The 21,901-nt window shown below is 55.0% G+C and carries 17 protein-coding genes; 15 read left to right on the forward strand and 2 right to left on the reverse strand.

Going from position 1 to position 21,901, the window contains the following annotated elements; translation table 11 throughout:
• Positions 1-30: 30 nt before the first annotated feature.
• The 6 genes from KP705_RS03195 to KP705_RS03220 all read left to right on the forward strand — a co-directional run bounded on the left by KP705_RS03195 (position 31) and on the right by KP705_RS03220 (position 7,152).
• Positions 31-1,413, forward strand: coding sequence for an ethanolamine ammonia-lyase subunit EutB (locus KP705_RS03195; RefSeq protein WP_215763999.1), 1,383 nt, complete (start codon positions 31-33; stop codon positions 1,411-1,413).
• A 2-nt stretch (positions 1,414-1,415) separates the two neighbouring features.
• Positions 1,416-2,213 (forward strand): ethanolamine ammonia-lyase subunit EutC, encoded by a 798-nt coding sequence (gene eutC / locus KP705_RS03200; protein ID WP_215764000.1) that lies wholly within the window; start codon positions 1,416-1,418, stop codon positions 2,211-2,213.
• Entirely contained in the window at positions 2,210-3,574 is a 1,365-nt protein-coding gene (gene eat, locus KP705_RS03205; protein ID WP_211513858.1) for an ethanolamine permease, read from the forward strand. Before eutC ends, eat begins: the two co-directional genes overlap by 4 nt.
• A gap of 49 nt (positions 3,575-3,623) precedes the next feature.
• The gene (locus KP705_RS03210) at positions 3,624-5,069 is read left to right on the forward strand and encodes an outer membrane beta-barrel protein (protein WP_046901893.1); all 1,446 of its coding nucleotides are present in this window, start codon (positions 3,624-3,626) and stop codon (positions 5,067-5,069) included.
• A gap of 135 nt (positions 5,070-5,204) precedes the next feature.
• On the forward strand, positions 5,205-5,942 hold the full coding sequence (locus KP705_RS03215; RefSeq protein WP_308267184.1) for a DeoR/GlpR family DNA-binding transcription regulator: 738 nt from the start codon (positions 5,205-5,207) through the stop codon (positions 5,940-5,942).
• Positions 5,935-7,152, forward strand: a complete 1,218-nt coding sequence (locus KP705_RS03220) for a Bcr/CflA family efflux MFS transporter (RefSeq protein ID WP_215764001.1) — start codon at positions 5,935-5,937, stop codon at positions 7,150-7,152. The genes KP705_RS03215 and KP705_RS03220 overlap by 8 nt, the downstream gene beginning before the upstream one ends.
• Positions 7,153-7,168: 16 nt before the next feature.
• Here KP705_RS03220 and KP705_RS03225 read toward each other — a convergent pair whose 3' ends face one another.
• The gene (locus KP705_RS03225; RefSeq protein ID WP_215764002.1) at positions 7,169-8,764 is read right to left on the reverse strand and encodes an alkaline phosphatase; all 1,596 of its coding nucleotides are present in this window, start codon (positions 8,762-8,764) and stop codon (positions 7,169-7,171) included.
• Between the two features lie 173 nt (positions 8,765-8,937).
• On the opposite strand from KP705_RS03225, the gene KP705_RS03230 reads away from it, so the two are divergent.
• From KP705_RS03230 to KP705_RS03240, 3 genes are all read left to right on the forward strand, one after another.
• On the forward strand, positions 8,938-9,426 hold the full coding sequence (locus tag KP705_RS03230) for an RNA polymerase sigma factor (RefSeq protein ID WP_252348199.1): 489 nt from the start codon (positions 8,938-8,940) through the stop codon (positions 9,424-9,426).
• The gene (locus KP705_RS03235) at positions 9,426-10,364 is read left to right on the forward strand and encodes a DUF4880 domain-containing protein (RefSeq protein ID WP_215764003.1); all 939 of its coding nucleotides are present in this window, start codon (positions 9,426-9,428) and stop codon (positions 10,362-10,364) included. Before KP705_RS03230 ends, KP705_RS03235 begins: the two co-directional genes overlap by 1 nt.
• Positions 10,365-10,464: 100 nt before the next feature.
• The gene (locus tag KP705_RS03240; protein ID WP_215764004.1) at positions 10,465-13,155 is read left to right on the forward strand and encodes a TonB-dependent receptor; all 2,691 of its coding nucleotides are present in this window, start codon (positions 10,465-10,467) and stop codon (positions 13,153-13,155) included.
• A gap of 41 nt (positions 13,156-13,196) precedes the next feature.
• Here KP705_RS03240 and KP705_RS03245 read toward each other — a convergent pair whose 3' ends face one another.
• Complete coding sequence (locus KP705_RS03245) at positions 13,197-15,554, reverse strand: TonB-dependent receptor (protein WP_215764005.1); 2,358 nt, start codon at positions 15,552-15,554, stop codon at positions 13,197-13,199.
• 153 nt (positions 15,555-15,707) lie between these two features.
• On the opposite strand from KP705_RS03245, the gene KP705_RS03250 reads away from it, so the two are divergent.
• The 6 genes from KP705_RS03250 to KP705_RS03275 are packed head-to-tail and all read left to right on the forward strand — an operon-like array spanning position 15,708 to position 21,891.
• Entirely contained in the window at positions 15,708-17,036 is a 1,329-nt protein-coding gene (locus KP705_RS03250; protein WP_046901900.1) for an LLM class flavin-dependent oxidoreductase, read from the forward strand.
• On the forward strand, positions 17,033-18,511 hold the full coding sequence (locus KP705_RS03255) for an ABC transporter substrate-binding protein (RefSeq protein ID WP_052750091.1): 1,479 nt from the start codon (positions 17,033-17,035) through the stop codon (positions 18,509-18,511). Before KP705_RS03250 ends, KP705_RS03255 begins: the two co-directional genes overlap by 4 nt.
• A complete protein-coding gene (locus tag KP705_RS03260) occupies positions 18,508-19,458 on the forward strand; it encodes an ABC transporter permease (protein WP_235271833.1) in 951 nt (316 codons plus the stop codon). Before KP705_RS03255 ends, KP705_RS03260 begins: the two co-directional genes overlap by 4 nt.
• The gene (locus KP705_RS03265) at positions 19,455-20,288 is read left to right on the forward strand and encodes an ABC transporter permease (RefSeq protein ID WP_215764006.1); all 834 of its coding nucleotides are present in this window, start codon (positions 19,455-19,457) and stop codon (positions 20,286-20,288) included. Before KP705_RS03260 ends, KP705_RS03265 begins: the two co-directional genes overlap by 4 nt.
• A complete protein-coding gene (locus KP705_RS03270) occupies positions 20,285-21,118 on the forward strand; it encodes an ABC transporter ATP-binding protein (protein WP_046901902.1) in 834 nt (277 codons plus the stop codon). The genes KP705_RS03265 and KP705_RS03270 overlap by 4 nt, the downstream gene beginning before the upstream one ends.
• Positions 21,115-21,891 carry an ATP-binding cassette domain-containing protein gene (locus KP705_RS03275; RefSeq protein WP_046901903.1) on the forward strand — a complete coding sequence of 259 codons (777 nt, stop codon included), beginning with the start codon at positions 21,115-21,117 and terminating at the stop codon, positions 21,889-21,891. Before KP705_RS03270 ends, KP705_RS03275 begins: the two co-directional genes overlap by 4 nt.
• The last annotated feature ends 10 nt before the right edge of the window (positions 21,892-21,901 follow it).

Here is a 21,901-nt window from a genome sequence, read left to right on the forward strand (position 1 = left end):
CGGGATGAGCAAAGGCAGAGGACTCTGGCCATGGCTTACAGATGCACCCTGCGAGGGGAACAGTACACCTTTGATGATCTGAAGACGCTGCTGGCCAAAGCGTCTCCTGCCCGCTCTGGTGATGAACTCGCGGGCTTATCTGCCTCTTCCGACGCTCAACGCGTTGCTGCCCGTTACGCTCTCGCAGACCTCCCCCTGGACACATTTCTGAAATCAGAACTCATCCCTTACGAAACGGATGACGTGACGCGCCTGATTCTGGATACGCACGACCAGAACGCCTTCTCGGGGCTCTCATCGTTGACTGTTGCTGGCTTTCGGGACTGGCTGCTATCCGAAGACGCCACGACAGAAGCACTGGCAGCCGCAGCTCCAGGCATCACACCAGAAATGGCCGCTGCCGTCAGTAAGATCATGAGAAATCAGGATCTTATGACAGTGTCGCGCAAGATCCGCGTCCTCACAAAATTTCGCAATACCATCGGCCTCGAAGGTTGTCTGTCCACACGGCTGCAACCTAACCACCCTACAGATGATCTGAGGGGTATTGCTGCTTCTACGCTTGATGGTCTTTTGCGTGGCATGGGCGATGCCGTCATTGGCATCAACCCGGCAACAGACAGCGTCTCCAATGGTCTTGCCCTGCTGGAGATGCTGGACCATGCCCGCCAGCGCTATGACATTCCCACACAGACATGCGTTCTGACACACGTCACCAACACGCTTGAGATCATGAACCGTGGCGGCGCGGTTGATCTGGTGTTTCAGTCCATCGCAGGCACCCAAAAAGCCAATGACGGTTTCGGGGTTAGCCTCTCAATTCTGAAGGAAGCCCATGAGGCCGCCCGAGCGCTGAATCGGGGCACCATTGGCAACAATGTCATGTATTTCGAGACGGGTCAGGGCGCTGCACTGTCCGCCGATGCCCATCACGGCGTTGATCAGCAGACTGTAGAAGCCCGAGCCTATGCTGTGGCTCGCGCCTACGACCCCCTTCTCGTCAATACCGTCGTTGGGTTCATTGGGCCGGAATATCTGTATGATGGAAAGCAGATCATCCGTGCGGCGCTTGAGGATCATTTCTGTGCGAAATTGCTAGGCGTCCCGATGGGGTGTGACGCCTGCTACACCAATCATGCTGAAGCGGATCAGGATGACATGGACAACCTGATGGTGCTGCTGGGAGCCGCTGGCATCACGTTCCTGATCGGGGTGCCGGGAGCTGATGACATCATGCTCAATTACCAGAGCCTGTCGTTCCATGACCTTCTGAGCCTTCGGAAGCTTCTGGGTCTTAAGCCTGCTCCGGAATTTGCAGGCTGGCTGGAAAAAATGGGCCTCTATGACCAGCATACGGAGCGCATGCTGGATATTCCACCCGGCCAGACCCTTCTTGGTGAAATGGCGCGCTGACCATGACGGATGATCGCAACGCGCCCTCCGTTCCACTGCACACAGCAGACCTCTGGCAGGATTTGCGGCGTCTGACCCGTGCCCGGATCGGCCTGGGTCGCGCAGGAAACGCGTTGAAAACCGAGGATGTGCTCGATTTCCAGGCCTCTCACGCCCAAGCCCGGGACGCGGTTCACACACCTTTGGACGTTTCAGCCCTGACTGCAACTTTGGGGTCTGAGCCCTATCTGATCGTTCATAGCCGCGCATCAGACCGTTCCACTTATCTGCGTCGCCCCGATCTTGGCCGCCGGCTGGCCCCAGAAACGCTCGGCACTCTTACACAAGGTGAGTGGGACGTAGTATTCGTCGCGGGCGATGGTCTCTCTTCTTTTGCCACCCAGCAAAATGCCATCCCGCTCTTTCAGGCCATGAAGAGCCGCCTTCCGGATTGGAACATCGCCCCACTGGTTATTGCGACACAGGCACGCGTCGCTCTGGGGGACGACATTGCCGTCACTCTCGGAGCGAGAATGGTTGTGATGATGATTGGCGAGCGACCCGGTCTCAGCGTCGCGGATAGTCTGGGCGTGTACCTGACATATGCGCCTTTTGTGGGCTGCCCGGACTCAGCACGGAACTGCCTCTCCAACATTCATGCTCATGGCATGACCATCCCAGCCGCTGCGACAAAGCTGGCCTGGCTCATGCGTGAAGCCCGCCATCTGAAACTCACAGGCGTCGGCCTCAAAGACGCGGCTCCAGATGCCCCTCTGATTGAAAACACCACTCCCACCCTGGAAAAGGACAATGACCAATGAGCACTGCTCCAACGCATCTCAACAAGTCCCTTAGTGCGTTTCATCTCTGGGGAATTGCAGTTGGTCTCGTCATTTCGGGTGAATATTTTGGATGGAGCTACGGCTGGGCAACAGCGGGGACGTTAGGCTTTCTGATTGCCACAGTCTTTGTCGCGCTCGTTTACACCAGTTTCATTTTCAGCTTCACGGAACTGACATGTGCCATCCCGCAGGCAGGCGGCCCGTTTGCTTACAGCCAGCGTGCCCTCGGGCGCTGGGGTGGCTTGATTGCGGGTCTGGCCACACTGGTTGAATTCATTTTCGCACCACCAGCCATCGCGCTTGCCATCGGAGCCTATCTGAACGTTCAGTTTCCTCATCTGAACCCAAAGGTGGCAGCACTGGGCGCCTATATCGTCTTCATGGCACTCAATATCGTGGGGGTCCATATTGCCGCCACGTTCGAACTGTTCATAACAATCGCCGCAATCATTGAGCTGCTGGTATTCATGGGCGTCGTTGCTCCCGCATTTTCATGGGACAATTTCCTGCACGACGGATGGGGCGTTGCACCTCATTTCGGACTGGAGGCTATGGGTGGCATCTTCGCGGCCATTCCTTTTGCCATCTGGTTCTTCCTGGCTATCGAAGGCGTGGCCATGGCGGCGGAAGAAGCCAGCAATCCTCGCCGATCCATCCCCATTGCTTACGTTGCGGGTGTTCTAACGCTGGTCGCACTGGCTTTCGGCGTCATGGTGTTTGCTGGTGGTGCGGGAGATTGGCACGCTTTGGCCAACCTGAATGATCCCCTGCCTCAGGCGATGAAGCATGTTGTCGGCGCACATAGCGGCTGGCTGCATATGCTGGTCTGGCTGGGTCTGTTTGGACTTGTCGCGTCTCTGCACGGGATCATCATGGGGTATGCGCGCCAGATTTTCGCAATGGCGCGGGCAGGCTTTTTACCTTCTGTTCTCGGCAAGGTGCACCCACGCTTCCACACTCCCTACACCGCGACCATTGCCGGTGGCGTTATTGGCATTGCTGCCATTTTCTCTGATGACGTCATTTCGATCCACGGCCAGTCTTTGACGGCAACGCTTGTCACCATGGCCGTCTTTGGGTCGCTGACGATGTATATTCTCAGCATGGTAAGCCTGTTTCGCCTACGCCAGACGGAACCAGATCTTGCGCGCAGTTATCGTGCACCGCTCTACCCGGCTCTTCCGGGCGTTGCCTTGGCAGGCGCTGTGATCCTTCTGGTTGCCGTCACGTATTACAACCCAGAAGTCTGCCTGATTTACGTGGCCTTCATGACGATACTGAGCCTCTTCTTCATGCGGAAATACCAGAACGGGCAGAAGCAGGCAGCGTCAGAAATCTGATCCGTTTTTCTTCACGACCCTTCCGAAACCTTCAGGAACGGAATTTCGCGTGTCAAAAAAACACGTCATGGCAGTCTTTTGTCTGCTGGCCGGAACCGCCCTGCCGTCTTTCGCCTATGCGCAGGCGGCGGCCTCTTCAAACACGACTATCACGCCAAACGGCACGCCTAATCCCAATCACCCTACACCACCGCCAACAGCATCTCATACGAACGATGCCGGAGATCCTGATCTTCCAGCGTTGAAAGCCGGAAATCTTTTCTCCCCCAAAGCAGGACGTCCCCTTACCTATTGGGATGGCCTGGTCGGACATCTCACGGTCGAAGCTGGTATCAGCGGGAACCCGTGGACGAGATCTGGACGCAATTTCGGGCAGTTTTATCTGGATCGCGCGAATACCGTGACCCTTAACCAGATCATGGGCTCTCTCTCCCATCCCGTCACCTCCATCGGAAGCGGTTACGGGATCGGGTTTGTCGTAGAGATGATGTACGGATCTGACTCACGTTTCGACCCAACGATCGGAATGGGCGACGGTACGATTAGCGGCTTGTACCAGTGGGCACCGACACAGGCCCATATCGACATCCATACGCCATGGATTTTCCACCACGGTATCGATTTCCAGGCTGGTCAAATGTACGGTCTGATGGGTGCTGAAGGCACACCAGCCCTCGCCCGCCCGTTCTATTCTTTCAATTATGCCGCCGACTATATCGTTCCCTTCGAGACGGTCGGCGTCGTGGCCACGATGCATTTGAGCCATCACATGGACTGGATCCTTGGCATCGATGCAGGCAATTCTACAACCTTCGGAGGCGCTGGAAACAATAGTCGCCCCAAAGGCTACTTTGGCTTTGCCTGGAATAATCTGATGGGCGGCAAGCTGAATGTTCATGCCATTGGACATTTCGGCCCGCAGGCAAATAATGGCCGCACGATCGTCTCACCCGCCGGATGGAGCAGTGCAGGCATCGGGCGGTCCGCCAACGATCTCATGCAGTATAATGCGGACCTTCTCGCCACCTATCACGTGACAGATGCATTGTCCGTGATGGCAGAAGCTCTCTATCTGCATGACGATGCGTCGCGCGACGATGCATATGGTGTTTCTTCATATCTGTCGTGGGACATCCGGCCATCCCTCACACTCAACGTCCGAGGTGAAATCTTCCGAGACAACACTGGCGGCATCATCAACCAGTATTCCAGCGATATGTCCTACACAAACTCGCTGAGAAACCGCCCGTTCGAGTATTATAACGCCCTGCCGACCACATACGGAGACCTGACAGTCGGGGTGGCGTACCGGCCCAGCTTCATCAACCGACATCTGGGTCCAGCCAGCCTGACCGTCCGACCTGAAATCCGTCTGGACAAATCCCTGAATGGAACACACCCCTTCAATCAATCCGGCACAGTCTCCTCCAGAACGGTGAATAACGGGACGAACAACATGCTGTGGTTCAATCTGGATGCTGTCCTGAGTTTCTGATCTGCCACACTTGCCCTTTCAAAACAGAAGGACATGCAAAACTTCTTGACAGGTTATGCGCGTTTATGACGGTTTGCGCGTGTTTTAACCCGTTTCGGAGAAAGTCCCATTCTCAAGGACGAACGTCTCAGCCACATTCGCGCCCGTCTGCGAAGCCACGGCCGTGTTGTCGCGGCTGATCTGGCCACGGAATGGACCGTCCCGGTCGATATGATTCGGCGCGATTTGCGTGAGCTCTCTGAAGCAGGAGAATGTCGCCGCGTTTATGGCGGCGCACTACGGCTACAGCCCAATGCGTCTCATATCCGGGCGAGAATGGGCGAAAAAGTTCCGCTGAAGAACGCCCTCGCACGTCAGGCCGCAACGCTTTTCAAGCCACGGCAGGTTGTCTTCATCGACACAGGCTCAACCAATATTGCGCTGGCCGGATCGCTTCCCCGCGATACACCTTTGACTGTGGTCACATCCAGTCCCGCCGTTGCTGTTGCCCTGAGCGACGCAGACCAGATTGAAACCATTATGATTGGTGGACGTCTGGAAGGAACAACGGGTGGCGTAACAGGCTCAGTCGCTGTCCAGTCTCTTCAGCATTACCGTTTTGATCTCTGCTCTTTGGGAGTCTGGGCCATCTCCGCCGAAGGACCAAGTGTCTGGGACCATGAAGAAGCCGCCTTCAAACGTGAGGTTCTGAGCCGGAGCGAAAGCGTGGTGATCATGGCCGAAGCAAGCAAGATCGGGTCCGGAGGGCGCTTCCCCGTTGCCCCTCTTGAAACTGTCCAGACCCTGATCGTTACCGATGATGCCCCAACAGACGAACTCACCCGCATGACTGCCTCTGGCGTCACCATTATCAAGGTTCCAGTCCATGACTGATCCCACTACCGAGACATCACGTCCCGCCCAACGGGATCTTATCCTCATCCTCGGACTGCTGACCTGTCTCGGTCCGCTTAACATCGACATGTACCTGCCGGGTTTCCCCAGTATCGGGCATGATTTTCACGCTGGAGAGACCGCAGTTCAGTTCAGCCTGACCAGCACTCTGGTCGGGCTGGCTCTGGGACAGCTCATGGTGGGCCCGTTCAGCGATTCACGCGGCCGGAAAGGGCCGTTGCTGGCAGCGATGGCGCTTTTTGCGCTGTCATCCCTGTTCTGCGCCATTTCATCCAGCATCACAGCGTTCATCGTTGCCCGCTTTCTTCAGGGCCTCACAGCATCAGCCGGACTGGTTCTGTCGCGGGCAGTGGTGCGAGACGTGTTTAATGGGCCGGACCTCGCACGGTTCTTTTCTCGCTTGATGATCATCAATGCTGTCGCCCCTATGGTGGCACCAATGATGGGTGGAGCCATTCTGGCCCTGCCATCAGCAACATGGCGCACCATGTTCTGGTTCCTGACAGGCTTTGGCGTCGTGGCGCTAGGCCTGGTCGGGGGGCGCCTGAATGAAACGCTTGAATTACACCGCCGCCTCCCCAATTCAGCACGCTCGACGCTAGAGACATTCCATAGTCTCCTGACGGACCGGGAATTCCTTGGGCATGCGTTGACTGTGGGACTGATCCATGGCGGCAGCTTTGCCTATGTGGCCGGCACGCCCTTCGTCTATCAGGACATCTACGGCGTCTCGCCCCAGACATTCAGTCTTCTGTTCGGAATTAATGGTCTGGCACTCGTCGGGGGCAGTTGGTTGATTGGCCGTGCAGGCAGCATGGCGCGCACCAATACAATGCTTCGGGCATCCGTGATCTGCATTACAACCGCAGCCGCACTGATCACGCTTATCGCGACACTGAAAGGACCGCTCTTCCTGTTGGTGGCAGCCATCTTCCTTTACATGACGTGCATCGGCATGATTTTGACGGCTACATTTGTTCTCGCCATTGCCAAGCAGGGCCACCGTGCAGGAAGTGCGAGTGCCATTCTCGGCTCTCTCAACCTTCTGGTCGGCGGCGTTGCTGCTCCTCTTGTCGGGCTGAGCAAAACCAGTGCCTTACCGATGGGACTGGTTCTGTTCTTTACGTCTCTCGCAGGCTTGCTGACCTGCTTTCGCATGACCTCAAGCCATCAGGACGAAACGCCCTGATGGTCGGAATATCGACTCAGGCCTTTTGAAGGCCTGGGTTGCCACGCTCAACTGCAAAACTGGCGTAGGTTGAGAGCTGTCCATCGTGGTTGCTCACCTGATCCAGAGTTTTAAGATCTGCTCGCCAGACATCCCGGCCAACATCACACAACACATAGCCACGCTTGTCTGTCGTTGCCTTAAGATGCGGGTTTTCACGCCGAACCGACTGGCTATGGGCGTCATTATCTCCAACGCCATCACCGCCTGACGAAATGGACGTCGCCAGAAATTCCACCGACACTGGCTTCTGCTTGGCGGGATCAATCACGAGATTGCCCGCATAATGCCGATGTGCATCCCCCGTCACGTTGACCACGTTTCCAGGGCAGTGCTCTCCGATGAACTGAAGCAGTCGGTTACGGCTATGCATATAACCGGACCACTGATCCATGCTGTAAAGCAGCTCCGAATGGGCTGACTTCCGGTGAGCAAGATCCATAACCATCACCTGATGCGCCAGCAGGTTCCACCGCGTGTCAGACTGTCCCAGCCCGTTGAAAAGCCAAGCCTCCTGCTGCTGTCCCATCATGGTACGTTCGGGTGACCAGACATCTGGTCCCTGCGGAACGTCTTTATCACCATAAGCCTGATCGCTCCGGTACTGACGGGTATCCAGCACGAACGTATTCATCAGATCACCAAAGCGGAAGCTTCGGTACATCTGCATGTGACTGGCGTCCGGAAGAGAGCTGATACGAAGGGGCATATGTTCGTAATAGGCCTGCATGGCGGATGCCCGACGCAGACGGAAAATATCCGCCGGAGTACCGTCCTGATCGGTATCCCCTGCCCAGTTATTATCAACTTCATGATCATCAAAGCTTACCAGCCAGGGCGCAGCGGCATGAGCAGCCTGTAGATCCGGGTCAATTTTGTACTGCGCGTAACGGCGGCGATACTCGTCGAGGGAATAGATTTCTGGCCCGATGTGCCGACGGACCGCCGTAAATGGCTTTCCATAAACGGTGTGTACACCTGCGCCGATATCGGCTCCTTCGTAAATATAGTCCCCGTAGTGGAAAACAAAATCGACGTTCTCGTTCGCGATAGCCCGCCAGGCACTGTAATATCCGAATTCGTAGTGCTGACACCCTGCGGCGGCAAACCTTACACGCTGCACGCTTGCACCGGGCAACGGCAAAGTACAGGCACGACCTATCGAGCTCTCATGTCCCGCAATATGGAAACGATACCAGTAAGGCCGATCTGGTTGAAGTCCATCAACTTCAACATGAACGGAATGAGCGAGCTCTGGGTGAGCAATGGTCTGCCCTGACCGCAGGCGCGTTGAAAAACGCTCATCCTCGCTGATTTCCCAGTCCACCAGAACAGGCTTCAGGCGCTTCATTCCTCCCGCCTCTTCCAGCGGGTGCGGCGCAAGGCGTGTCCATATTACGAAACCGTCTGGTGCCGGATCTCCGGATGCTACACCCAACTGAAAGGGCGATGCATCAAACTCAGGAGTCTTGTCCAGATTATGCGGGACGGCAGCAGACAACTGCTTCAGGCGATAGGAAAACAGGAGCCCTGCTCCCAGACCTGTCAGTACCCGTCGGCGGTTTAAAAGCATGATGGAAAATCTTTCGCTGGAATCGAGCGGTCGCACTCTTTCCAAGACAGCGAATGAGGGCGTTTGCCCATGCCCTTCAGCCTCTTTTCATGAAACTGTCACAGACCCACCCCGCCAAAATCCGTAATGGAGCGCTTCAGGCAGTCCATCTTTAAAACAGGATGATAAAACCTTTGGCGGAAAACTGGTTTCCCTGTCAGCAGGAATGGCTGCGCCTTTGCCGTCGCATCAAAAGCCTGACACATCGCGACGATGCGGAAGATCATCTGCAGACGGCGCTGGCGAATTATTATGAACGCGCCAAAGACGACGTGACGCATCCGGAGGCATACATCACCAGAAGTGCGCTCAACCTGCATCTCAATGATTTGAAAAAAGCCTCATCGCGCATGCAATCTTTCAGCGATGACCGGGATATTACATTAGAAATAGAAGATCCCGGGCCATCCCAGGAAGACGTTTATGCGTCAGGCCAAAGAATGGATCGCTTCCACGAGGGTTGCAGACAGCTTCCCGAAAAGACAAGGCAGGCCTTTCTTCTCAATCGTGTTGAAAAAATGAAGTATCGGGAGATTGCTTTAACGCTGGGAATGAGCGAAAGCAGCGTGGAAAAGCATATTGCAAAAGCACTTGTCTTCCTTGCTTCCTGGATGGACCATTAATGCCTTCCGAAAAGCAGTTCGCAGTTCGGGAACAGGCCGCCCTCTGGATTGCGCGCCTGCACGCTGACGATTGTAACGACACGGACCGTGCCCGCTTTGTACAGTGGATGCGTGAGGACACCTGTAACGCCAACACTTTTGAACTCCTGACGGATTACTGGGAGCTTGGCGGCGGGGTTTCAACACAAAGCATTCCTGCAACGCCCGCAAAACGCTCAGACACGCATGGTTTTCCGTTAGGGCGTAGAAGTGCATTGGCCCTTGCCTCAGCTGCGCTCATCGCACTTGTACCGATGAACAAGACTGCCCGGGCATCACGTGTTCTGCAGGCATCGACTGGGCATACTCTTCGCATTGCATTGCCTGATTACGGCACATGCCTCCTGGATTCAGGAAGCCGGATGACGCTGTCTGAAGATGGGCACCGCGCGAGACTGGAGCACGGACAAGTGCTGCTTTCCCCTGAAAGCCCATCAGATTTCCACCTCTCAGTTCGAAACCTCACAGTTCGGCTCTCACGACAGACCTCAGCTAATGTCCGCATGGAACAGAACTGCACAGACATCACGGCGCTTAGAGGCAGGATTTTACTCCGAAGCGGAACAACTGCCGCGCGTGATATCTGGATCCGCACGGGGCAGCGCTTTCGCATTGCCCAGAATGGTGCGGTGAGCATCGATTATCCCAACATCGAAGCGCTTCTTTCCTGGCAAACCGGACGTCTGATTTTCCGCAATACGCCTCTGCAGGATGCTGTTTCAGAAATCCGACGGTATAGCGAACGTCAGATCATTCTGGCGTCGCCGACTGTTTCAAATATGCGGTTAAGCGGGGTTTATTTTGTGTCACAGGGCGAGATGTTTTTGCGGATGCTTCCGCGCCTTCTTCCCTTGACCCTCCAGGAACAGGGAAACGTTTTCATCTTTCGTGCTTTATGACGGTTTCATGAAAACCGTTGAACAATGCTGAGGTTTTTCAGTTTTCGTTTGTCTTCCTGTTGAGACCGCCTTCTGCGATCACCAACAGGATAGAGAATACATGGCCGTCAACGTCCGGTGCCCCCTTCGCGCAGTTCTGCTTCTGACTGTAGGGACGACCATTCTGACCCATTCTGCTCTGGCTACACCGTCAGCCGCAGCGAATATTCACATTAACCGGCAGCCAATGGCACAGGCACTGGAAGCCCTGAGCCAACAGACCGGACAGAGCGTCATTTTCTCTCCTGAACTGGTGGACCACCTTCAGGCTCCGCCCGTTAATGGCCCCCTGTCAGCTGACGCAGCCGTGACGCGGCTTCTTAGTGGGAGCGGTCTGGTTGCCGAGGTTGCTCCAGGCGGCGGAATGGTCATTCGACGTGGTGTCGCTACAAAACGCCTCCCAAAACACATACGCGCATCGCGGACCCGGGATGAGCGCGACATTGAGCAGATTGTTGCAACAGGCCATCGAACACGGTCTGTGCTGAGCATCAGCGGCGACCAGATGCAGGAAATGATGCCGGGTCAGAACCCGATGCAGGCTCTGGATCTCTTGCCGGGCGTGACGTTCACCAATGTTGATCCGTGGGGCAACAACGAGCAGAACTCAAGCATTTACGTTCACGGTTTCTCCAACAGCCAGCTCGGCTACACCCTTGATGGTGTGCCGCTCGGTGCGGGCGCTTACGGCAATTATAATGGCCTTTCCCCTCAACGAGCCGCCATCAGCGAAAATATTGGCCAAACGTCCCTATCCTCTGGAGCGGGCGCACTCGGAACAGCGTCCACCAGTAACCTGGGCGGAACGATTGAGTTCAATACGCGGGACCCGAAAGCAAAAGCCGGCGCAACAATCCGGCAGACTTTCGGCAGCTATTCCACGTTTCGCACCTATGCCCGTCTAGATACAGGTAATTTTGGAAACGGAAACGCGGCCTATGTCTCTTTCTCACGGCAGGATGCCAGACCCTGGAATCTCGGTGAAGGAAATAGACAGGGTGGCTATCAGGTAAATGGCAAATTTGTTCACAAAGGTGAAAACACTACCATCACGGCGTACTTTGACTGGCAAGACAAGGCAGAACCTAACACACAGGGCCTGACAGCGCCTACAGACCTTTATGCTCGTGGTGCGTTTTTCCCTGATTTGAACGCTGCCATGGCCAATTACCCTGCCATGAGCTCCAAATCAGCGGCACCGGGAGCGCCTAATAATAAATACTATTACTCAGCAGCGCAGCGAACCGATTACCTCACTTATCTGAAAATCTCGCACAAATTTTCTCCAAACCTGACGTGGGATAACCAGCTTTACTTTCACTATGACGATGGCGCGGGTGTGGTTGCAACGTCTATTCGTACCAACGCTATCCTGACGATCCTCGGGAGCTACCTGGACCCCACTGGATCCAAATACATCAAGAATGGTCAGTTTACGTATAGCAATGCCGGAATTGACCCAAAGGTCTGGAATGCAACCGGAGGAACAGGTTTTGCTGTTCGTACGACGGAGTATGAAGACTATCGCGGAGGCTTGACCAGCACCCTGCACTATCATCTGGGCCACCATAATATTGAGGTTGGCGGATGGTACGAACGCAACAACAATACACAGGGGCGTCTTTGGTATCCGCTCACCGCAACGGACACGCTGACGCCGTATAAGCGCGCGACCAATCCTCTTTTTACTCAGTGGATGAATGCGTTTTACACGAACACGTTTGTCACACACCTGCAGGATAGCTGGCGCGTAACGCCCCATCTGACCCTGACAGCAGGCTTCAAGTCCGAGATGGTTTATACCAACGGCACGTTGCCCGTCGCTGCTTTGCCGCAGTCACTTGCATCATCGGTTAAAGGTGCGAAAACGATTGTTGATACCAGCACTCACACAGTGGCTGGCGGAACGATCCCGTCTTACAAGCCCTTTCTTCCTGCTTTTGGTGCCTTGTGGAGCTTCACGCCCCATGAGCAGTTATTCGCCAACATTCAGGAAAACATGAATTCGTTTGCCCAGACTGGATATGGCAGCACGTCACCTTGGGCCGTGACCAGCCAGGAAGCATTTGAAGACTTCAAGAAAACAGGAAAACCAGAAACGTCCTGGACCTATGAAACAGGCATCCGAACCAATCGACCACTCTTTCTCGGCCCCCTCACGGGGATCAGTGGTCAGCTGGAATATTACCATGTCGATTTCTTCAATCGTCTTGGCTCGATCAAGCCGCCTAATCAGGGAATTTCCGGCGTTGGTGGCACTGTCGCCAACTTGGGCAGCGTTTCGACAAATGGTATGGATCTGTCCTTCACACTAAGGTTCGGGCAGCACTTCTCGATTTATGATGCCGTATCCTATGTCAGCAGCATTTACGGCAGCGATTTCATGGACGGCACCACGCTTTACACAACAAAAGGCGAGAAAGTCCCGGCTATTCCTGTCTGGTCTGACAAGTTCGCCATCAACTATAATCAGGCAGGCTTCAACGCTCAGCTCTTCGGAACCTATATGGGCGTCCGTCCCGGTACAATCACGAATACCGTCATGGTGCCGCCAAGGTTCCAGCTTGGTTTCAGCTCGGGTTATACGTTCAAGCACATCCCGCACATGCAGAGCCTTAAGCTCCAGTTCAACGTCAGCAACCTGACGAACACGCGCTCCTGGTCCACCATCACCGCGGGAGATGGCTCAACGTATGTGGGTTATCCTACCCCTCCACGCATGTTCTTTGGCACCGTGGCGGCCTCGTTCTGAAAAACGTCAGAGGGATGGCAAAAACGCCATCCCTCGCTTTTTCAGAAGTCTGCGCGAACACGGACTTCCCAAGTTGCTGGTCGGCCAGCAACTGCAATGTTGTCTCCACCCACAAAATAGCCGCGTGTCACGTCATAGTGTTTGTCGGTGATGTTGCGACCAATACCCTCGATTTTCCAATGGCCCTTACGGGGCGCAAACGAAATATACCCCCCCCATAACGTATAGCCCGGAATGGTATTGGCGGAGTTCAGAGCCGTACTCGTGGTGCGCAGGCTGTAATCCACACCTGAAACGAGATCATATTTTCCAACGCGCCACGTATAATCGACGGAACCGTTGGCCGTAAAATGAGGCACCTCGATCCCACGTCCAGACACATCCTGCGTGACACCGACCCATACACCATTGACCTGCTTTGAGCTCGTGACAGCACTGAACTTATCGTAAGCACCTTCGACATAGGCCCCAGACTGCGCCACGTGCAGCCCCGGGATCGGGGACCACTCGATTTCGTATTCGCCACCAAACATATGGGAGCGCGGCGCATTTACGAACAGACCAATCGCGGAGCCGGTCGTCGGGCTATAGGCGATGGACTGAACCTGACGGTCAAAATAATCATAGTAAAAGAAGTCAGCATTTACCCGCAGGTTATACCTCGGCAGAATTAGCTTGTTTCCCACCTCGAAAGAATAAAGCTGCTCGGGCTTGAACGGATTGGTCATCTGCGTGACGTCAGACGAGTTGTACACCGTGAAGCCACCGGATTTCACACCCTTGCTGAAGGTAAAATACGTCATGTCATGGCTGAACGGATGATACTGGATGCTGAATTTTGCAGATGGCAACGTATAGGATTGCGACTGCTGGGCGACAGCGTTCTGCGGGTTCGTTACCACCCCGCCGACGAGGTAATGAGCATAGACGTTATCGAGTGTGCGCTTCTCGTGTTCGACGCGAATGCCACCAACCAATTGAAGCTTCGGCGTGAGGTCGTATGTCACCTGACCAAAGCCGCTGATTGTATTGACCGTCTGCGAATAACGGACGTCTCCATCCGTATTGTAAAGAGCCTCAAACCCCGACTGGTAACGGTCATTCAGCCACTGGTGACCGTAGTAAATGCCTCCAATCCAGTGAAGCCGACCAGATGTATTGGATGAGAAACGCAGCTCATCGGCCACGACATTAGCCCGCGTATTGAACTTCACGTCTGCCAGAGAGAGTGAGGAATCATCAAAATTGTCGTATTCGTCACGCTGCATGTAATCGTAGCTGGCGAGGTTCGTGATCGTGAAATCACGGAGATGCTTCTCAACCCGCAGACTGCTGCCCCCCGTATCGATATGGCTGTATGGCTTTTGATCCGGCGTCAGACCAGTTTCTTTGGCAAACTGCTCCGAAGTCCCCCAGCGGGTATTATAACGACTGGTGGACGCAGGCATTGGATTGGTGGAACTGAGGCTGGTGATAGGCTCCCACGCATAGACGCCCGTTCCGTCAGAGCGATCCCGGCTACCATGTAGGTTCCACTCCACCTTCCAGCTCTCTGATGGGGTATAATCCACCAACAGGCGAGCCGCGCCACGATTGACGTTCCCGAGATGGGCCTGAGCTTCAGGATTGTACTGCCATGCCCCGCCTTGCTGTGTTTCGCCAGACAGGCGAAACTTCAGCTTGTCGTTGATTGGGCCGGAAATATAACCGTCGATCTTGGCACTGTCGAAACGGCCATACTGGGCACTCACGCCGCCCACCAGCTTATCGGTCGGTTTGTTCGTGATATAGTTAATCGCACCGCCTGTTGTATTCCGACCATACAGCGTGCCCTGCGGACCGCGCAGAACTTCCACGCGCTGCATATCAAACATCATTCCGTTGATGCCGAACGGGACCGGGTTCGCCACCTCATCGATATAGATACCCACAGTCGGGGAGTTGTTGCTGGAGTAATTGCTAAATCCGACGCCTCGGATCGTATAAGTGAACTGACCACTGCCGTAGGACGGCTGGATCTGAAGCGATGGCGTAGCGTACTGGAGATCGAACACATTATTGATGTTCCGATTTTCCAGCATTTTTGCGGAAACGACGCTGATCGACGTACCAATATTCTGTGGGCTGTCTGCCCTGCGCTCCGACGTCACAACAACGTTTTCAACGCGGGAGGCTTCAGATGCGTGAACTTTAGGCGCAGCCAATGCATGAGCAGATTTTGCAGAAAGCGCGCTGCCCTTGCGGGACGTAGCCTGAGCAGGCTTCTTCGTCTGGGCATTCTCTTCCGCAGCCGCAGCAACATTCCAGAGCGGCAGAAATGCAACGCTGGAAATCAGTGCAATACGCCCACGAACAAGGAGGGCATTCCTGCGGTGCGGAGCAGTAAGTACGTCGTGCATCGGTTCCGCCTAATAACTAAGTTTTTTAGTTGTTAATGGAAACAACTATTTAATTGCGTTTAAGGTATAGAAAAACGATTCACAACAGGTTATGTTGTGGATGCAACAATTTTTTGTGTTTCTGACCGCGACATAAGCAAGAGATCAAGATCCATGGCTCCCCAGATGAAACTCGCCGCATTTCTTCTCCCGACCGGCCATCATGCGGCAGCCTGGCGCCACTCAGGATCCGCCCCTGACGCAGGAAGCAATTTCAAACGCCAGCTTGAACAGGCACGCCTCGCTGAACGGGGGCTGTTTGATGCCGTGTTTATCGCTGATTTTACAAGCTCCATTGACGAAGCGACAATCGATGGTTTCCGCAGAATGACATATGCGGCATCTTTCGAACCTCTGACGCTCCTCTCCGCACTGGCTGCCACAACAGATAAGATTGGCCTGATTGGTACGGTCAGCACGACCTATTCGGTGCCTTATCACCTTGCCCGGCAGTTTCTCTCGCTAGACCAGATCAGCGGCGGACGCGCTGGATGGAACCTTGTCACAACGGCCAACGTCAAGGAGTCCATTCATTACGGGCGTCCAAGTCATGTCCCGCATGCAGACCGTTACCGTCAGGCCCGCGAATTTGCACAGATTGTAGAGAATTTCTGGGATAGCTGGACCGACGATGCATTCCTGAGAGATACAAAAAGCGGAGCATTCTTCGCGCCTGACGGCCGGCGTCCATTTGATTTCAAAGGCGAGTTTCTCTCTGCCGCGGGTCAGATCGATATTCCCCGCTCGCCGCAGGGAAGACCCGTTCTCGTGCAGGCGGGCTCTTCCGAACCGGGGCGCCAACTGGCTGCGGAAACTGCCGAAATGGTCTTCACCGCCCAGCAAGACCTTGAGGAAGCAAAAGCTTTCCGCCTCGATCTCCACCGCCGCATGAAAGAAATCGGTCGGGACCCTGCATCTCTGAAAGTTATGCCAGGCGTATATCCGCTTGTTGGTCGCACACAGATGGAAGCGGAAGATCTGAAGGCTGAACTTGATGAACTTACCCACCCTGACGTCGGGTTGTTTCTGCTAGGAGGCATGACGGGCACAGATCTGCGTGGCCTCCCCCTTGATGCGCCCCTTCCAGAAGCTCCAGCAGACTTCAACGGAAACCGCAGCCGCCAGACACTGCTCGTAGAAATGGCCAAGAAGCGCAACATGACCCTGCGAGACCTGTATCTCGAAGTCAGCGGCGCTCGCGGGCACTGGTCCATCTATGGCGGTCCCAAGGAGATTGCAGATCAGCTTGAAGAATGGTTTGTGGAAGGTGCGGCAGACGGGTTTAACGTTATGCCTCCCATTCTGCCGCAGAGCCTTGAAACGTTTGTGGATTATGTGGTGCCAGAACTTCAGAGACGCGGTCTGTTTCGCACAGCCTATGAAGGCTCCACCCTGCGCGAGCATCTTGGTCTCAAGCGCCCTGCTCCCGGCGAGACCCCATGAAGTCATCTTTTGCTCTTTTAACCATGGCTGGTCTGAGTTTGGGCACGTCCGCACTGGCTCAAACGCGCGATACAATGAGCATTGGTATCTCAATTGAGCCGCCTGGCCTGGACCCGACCCGCAGCCCAAGCGAGGCCATCGGCACAATCACATACAACAACGTCTTTGAAGGCCTGACCCGGCTGGACCGTGACGGGCACGTCCAACCCCTGCTTGCACGGGATTGGACTGTCTCAGATGAAGGCCGCGTTTATCATTTTGCTTTGCAAGAGAACGTCCATTTCCATGATGGGACACTCCTAACCTGTGAAAATGTGCGGTTTTCGCTGCTGCGTGCTGGGGCGACGTCCAGCACAAACCCCGACCGGACATTCTTTACAAACATCGCGGATGTGAGCTGCCCTGACACTACCCACACAGATATCACACTCAAAAAAGCCCATGGCAGCTTCACCTATGAGCTTGCATGGAATGATGCCTCCATCCTGTCACCCTCATCAGCAGACAAGAACGCCAGCCATCCCATAGGGACAGGTCCGTTTCTCTTCCAAGCCTGGCAAAGAGGCGATCACGTCACGCTGTCCCGTAATCCCGATTATTGGGGAAAAGCGCCAGAACTGAAGGCTGTCACATTCCGGTTCATGCCTGATCCGCTTGCTGCCAGCAATGCGCTTCTGGCGGGAGAGCTGGACGCTTATCCCTCGTTCCCTGCCCCTGAAATTCTCGGCCGTTTTGCAGGAAATCCTAATCTCAAAGTCGTACGTGGAACCTTTCCGTTCAAAGCCATTCTGGCACTGAACAATGCGCGCAGGCCATTCAATGACCTGCGCGTACGTCAGGCTCTTGCCTACGCCATCGATCGAAAGGCCCTCATTCAGGCTGGGGCCGATGGAGACGGGACAGTCCTGCAATCTCACATGGCTCCCAATGACCCAGACTATGCTGCACTCCCCGATCGGTACCCATACAATCCGGAACGTGCACGAGAGCTTCTCAAAGAGGCTGGCATCAAACCGGGGACGCAGCTGACGCTCTCTTACCCGCCCATCACCTATGCTCGCGATACGAGCGAAATTGTTGCCGCCTATCTGGAGCAGGTTGGCCTGATCGTCACGTTGCAGCCCTTGGAATGGCCATCATGGCTGGGCCGGGTTTTTGGGCAGGGCTCTTTTGACATGACAGTCATTGCCCATACAGAGCCGCATGACATCGGGATCTACGATCGGGATAACATCTACTTTCATTACAAGAACCCGCAGTTTCATGAGCTATTCGAACAGTATGAAGCCAGCGACAACGCGGAGGATCGGCATCGGCTCTCCATCGCCCTGCAAGATCGTCTCGCGCAGGACGAGCCCAACGTCTTCCTGTATTCCCGCCCTCGGGACACCGTTCTGAACCGGCATATCTCCGGCTTATGGATCGACCAGCAGATCGCAGCCTGCCCTATGGCAGATGTGACGTGGCAGCCATGATGACCAATCTTGCCTCTGCCATTTCAGGAAGACTGGTGGTTCTCGCAGTCGCCAGTGTGATCGTGTTCGCTCTGTTGAACCTCCTTCCGGGGGATCCTGCCACAGTGATGCTTGGGCTGGATGCAAGCCCGGACAGCATTGCGGCTCTCCATCACCAGCTAGGCCTCGATGCTTCCCCCGCAACACGGTATCTGCGCTGGATTTCTGGCCTGATGCACGGAGAGGCTGGAACGAGTTACGCCTATGATGTTCCCGTTCGTGGGCTGATCCTTGAGCGCTTCCAGAGCACCCTTCCTCTGATCCTCCTGGCAACGGGCCTCGCTCTTCTCATTGGGCTACCCACGGGAGCCATCGCAGCCACTCATCGTGGAAAAGGTCTTGATCTTGCCGTCATGGCAACATTGCAGTTCCTCAAATCCATTCCGGATTTCTGGCTGGCCATGATGATGACGCTGCTGTTTTCCCTGACGCTGCACTGGTTTCCGGCCGGAGGATTTACGGGCTGGAACGCAGGATTTTTCACCGGCCTGCGCGCTCTTTTCCTGCCCACAGTCGCCCTGACCATCCCGCAGGCAGCCATCACAGCACGCTTCATGCGCTCCTCTCTCATCGATATTCTGAACCAGGACTTTATCCGAACAGCACGTGCTCAAGGCTACAGCCACAAGGGCGTTCTCTGGAAAATCGCCATTCCAAACGCATTGATTCCAGTTCTGACACTGATCGGCATTCAGCTTCCCGTTCTGGTGACTGGCGCAATCATTGTCGAAAGCGTGTTCAATATTCCCGGCTGCGGAAAACTGCTTCTGGAAGCCGTGAACCAGCGTGACATACCGGTCGTACAAAACCTTGTCATGCTGATTGTCGCGGGTGTTCTGCTGCTCAATCTGGCACTTTCCATCGTTGTTCGCTGGCTGGACCCGCGCCTTGCAGGAGAAAGTGCATGACCCTGCTTCGCACGAACAGGAGCCTGATTGCTGGAAGTGCCCTTCTTCTGGCGTGCCTTGTCCCAGCAACCCTTACGTGGATCTGGCGGGGTGGCCGCTCTCCTCTGATCGATATCGCGCATCGTTACGCTCCGATTTCTTTCTCTCACCCGCTGGGGACGGACCCGTTCGGACGTGACATTGCGAGTTATGTCCTGACAGGGGCTTTCAACAGCACGGTAATCGCCGTAATTGCGGTGACACTCGCGACAGTCATTGGGACAGCCTTGGGGCTCGTCGCGGCTTACGGCGGTGTGCGCGGCAAAGCCGTGATGAGCACAGCAGATCTGGGACTGGCTTTTCCACCTATTCTGATCGCCGCCATGCTCGTCACAGCGCAAGGCGCCTCTGCCACTGGCGAAATTCTCGCTATTGCCCTTTTCGGCATCCCAGCCCAGATCCGGATTACACGCCAGGCTGCGCACTCCATTCTTGTACTCGATTACATTGCCGCCGCCCGCATGGCAGGACTGAACTCAATCGATACGATCCTTCGCCATGTTCTTCCGAACATCGCGCCTATCCTGATCGTTCATGCCTCGACGTCTTTAGCGTTGGCCATTCTCTCAGAAGCCGGCCTATCGTACTTGGGGCTTGGGGCACCGCCCCCTCAGCCGGATCTGGGACGAACGCTCGCGTCTTATCAAATCCATATTTTTGACCATCCGCTGCTTGTTGCAATTCCAGGTGTGACCGTGATGGTTCTGGTGCTCGGGTTTAATCTGCTTGGCGATGGCCTGCGTGACCTTCTGGAGCGCCCTTTCAATCGACTGAACGGACAGCCGTCATGAGCCGCCTTCTGTCCGTTCAAAATTTGTCAGTCCGCGCTGGCTCCACAGCCATTTTGCACCCTTTCTCCTTCACCATAAACGCTGGTGAAACGGTCGCTGTCACTGGAGAGTCTGGTTCGGGAAAATCCACGCTTGCCCGTACGCTTATGGGATTGCTCCCCGATGGCTTTGAAACGTCAGGTCAGGCTCTATTTGAAGACCAGAACCTCATTTCTCTTCCGGAGAGCCAGTTTCGAAGCCTGCGCGGTCAGAAGATTGCCATGGTTTTTCAGGAGCCCATGACCGCGCTTAACCCAATCCGTCGGATTGGTCAGCAAATCGGGGATACGTTCCGACTGCACACCGCCATGACAGGTCGCGAAATCAAAGAGGCCGTTCATCAGCTTCTGGATCGTGTTGGCCTTAGTCGCGCAGGGGTTTCAGCAAACGACTACCCTCACACGCTGTCAGGCGGTCAGCGACAGCGTGTGCTCCTGGCTATCGCAATCGCGTGCAAACCAGCACTGCTGATTGCTGACGAGTTCACAACCGCACTGGATAGCCAAACCCAAGCCGAAGTCATGGATCTGGTCCAGGATCTTGCTGCTGAAAATCAGATGGCCATTCTGATGATTTCCCATGATCTGAGCCTGATCCGCCATAAAGCCAGTCATGTTATGGTTCTTCAACACGGGACACTCGTGGAAAGTGCAAAGACGGAAACACTTTTTTCAGCACCTCAGCACCCATATACACGTGCTTTACTGAGCATGTCCCTGCACGGAGTAAACCATCCGCCGCTGACACGCCTACCAGTGCCAGAAAATCTGGCGTCTGGGGTGGAGCCATGAGCCATCTTCTGGAAGCCAGACATATCCAGTACGATGTTGCAGGCTGGGGAACATCGCTGCTTAGCTCGCAGAAACCGAAGATCATTCTACAAGATGTCTCGCTTCACGTAGATAAGGGCGAAACACTGGGGCTCGTTGGGTCCTCAGGCAGCGGAAAATCCACGTTGGCTCGTATCCTAACGGGTTTAGTCGGTGCGAAAAGTGGTCAAATTTTCTTTGAAGAACAGGATATTACGTCCCTCACCGGCGCTGCCCGACACCGCTTCAGACCCCACATCCAGATGATTTTCCAGGACCCACAAGGAGCTCTGGACCCTCGGCAGACGGTTGAAAAAATCGTCGCAGAACCTCTTTATCAGACCAGTTTGAGTGCTGAAGAAAGGAACCGTCGTGTTCTTGACGTTCTGGCGGACGTGGCTCTGCCGCAAGACGCCATCAGCCGCTATCCGAGGGAATTTTCCGGAGGCCAGAGACAGCGTATCGCAATTGCTCGCGCGCTTGTAACCCGACCTGATGTTATCGTGGCAGACGAGGCTGTTTCGGCGCTGGACGTCTCCACTCAGGCCGTCGTTCTGAACCTTTTGCTGGATCTGCAGGAGCGTCATGGGTTGTCATATATTTTTGTTAGCCATGACTTGGCTGTAATCCGACACATTTCACATCGTATTGCTGTTTTAGATGGTGGGAGAATTGTCGAAACGGGGCCTACAGCGGACGTTTTGACGCACCCTCAACACCCGACAACCCGCGCCCTCATCAACGCCAGCCTCTGAAATCACACCC

The sequence above is a fragment of the Gluconobacter sp. P1D12_c genome (assembly GCF_018812105.1).
Lineage (GTDB): Bacteria > Pseudomonadota > Alphaproteobacteria > Acetobacterales > Acetobacteraceae > Gluconobacter > Gluconobacter oxydans_A.

Excerpts from the sequence above, each read along its gene's own strand:
- eat (WP_211513858.1), top strand. The coding sequence starts at position 2,210 with ATGAGCACTGCTCCAACGCATCTCAACAAGTCCCTTAGTGCGTTTCAT.
- KP705_RS03255 (WP_052750091.1), top strand. The coding sequence starts at position 17,033 with ATGAAGTCATCTTTTGCTCTTTTAACCATGGCTGGTCTGAGTTTGGGC.
- KP705_RS03250 (WP_046901900.1), top strand. The coding sequence starts at position 15,708 with ATGGCTCCCCAGATGAAACTCGCCGCATTTCTTCTCCCGACCGGCCAT.
- KP705_RS03265 (WP_215764006.1), top strand. The coding sequence starts at position 19,455 with ATGACCCTGCTTCGCACGAACAGGAGCCTGATTGCTGGAAGTGCCCTT.
- KP705_RS03260 (WP_235271833.1), top strand. The coding sequence starts at position 18,508 with ATGATGACCAATCTTGCCTCTGCCATTTCAGGAAGACTGGTGGTTCTC.
- KP705_RS03275 (WP_046901903.1), top strand. The coding sequence starts at position 21,115 with ATGAGCCATCTTCTGGAAGCCAGACATATCCAGTACGATGTTGCAGGC.
- KP705_RS03225 (WP_215764002.1), bottom strand. The coding sequence starts at position 8,764 with ATGCTTTTAAACCGCCGACGGGTACTGACAGGTCTGGGAGCAGGGCTC.
- KP705_RS03240 (WP_215764004.1), top strand. The coding sequence starts at position 10,465 with ATGGCCGTCAACGTCCGGTGCCCCCTTCGCGCAGTTCTGCTTCTGACT.
- KP705_RS03235 (WP_215764003.1), top strand. The coding sequence starts at position 9,426 with ATGCCTTCCGAAAAGCAGTTCGCAGTTCGGGAACAGGCCGCCCTCTGG.
- eutC (WP_215764000.1), top strand. The coding sequence starts at position 1,416 with ATGACGGATGATCGCAACGCGCCCTCCGTTCCACTGCACACAGCAGAC.
- KP705_RS03270 (WP_046901902.1), top strand. The coding sequence starts at position 20,285 with ATGAGCCGCCTTCTGTCCGTTCAAAATTTGTCAGTCCGCGCTGGCTCC.
- KP705_RS03195 (WP_215763999.1), top strand. The coding sequence starts at position 31 with ATGGCTTACAGATGCACCCTGCGAGGGGAACAGTACACCTTTGATGAT.
- KP705_RS03220 (WP_215764001.1), top strand. The coding sequence starts at position 5,935 with ATGACTGATCCCACTACCGAGACATCACGTCCCGCCCAACGGGATCTT.
- KP705_RS03245 (WP_215764005.1), bottom strand. The coding sequence starts at position 15,554 with ATGCACGACGTACTTACTGCTCCGCACCGCAGGAATGCCCTCCTTGTT.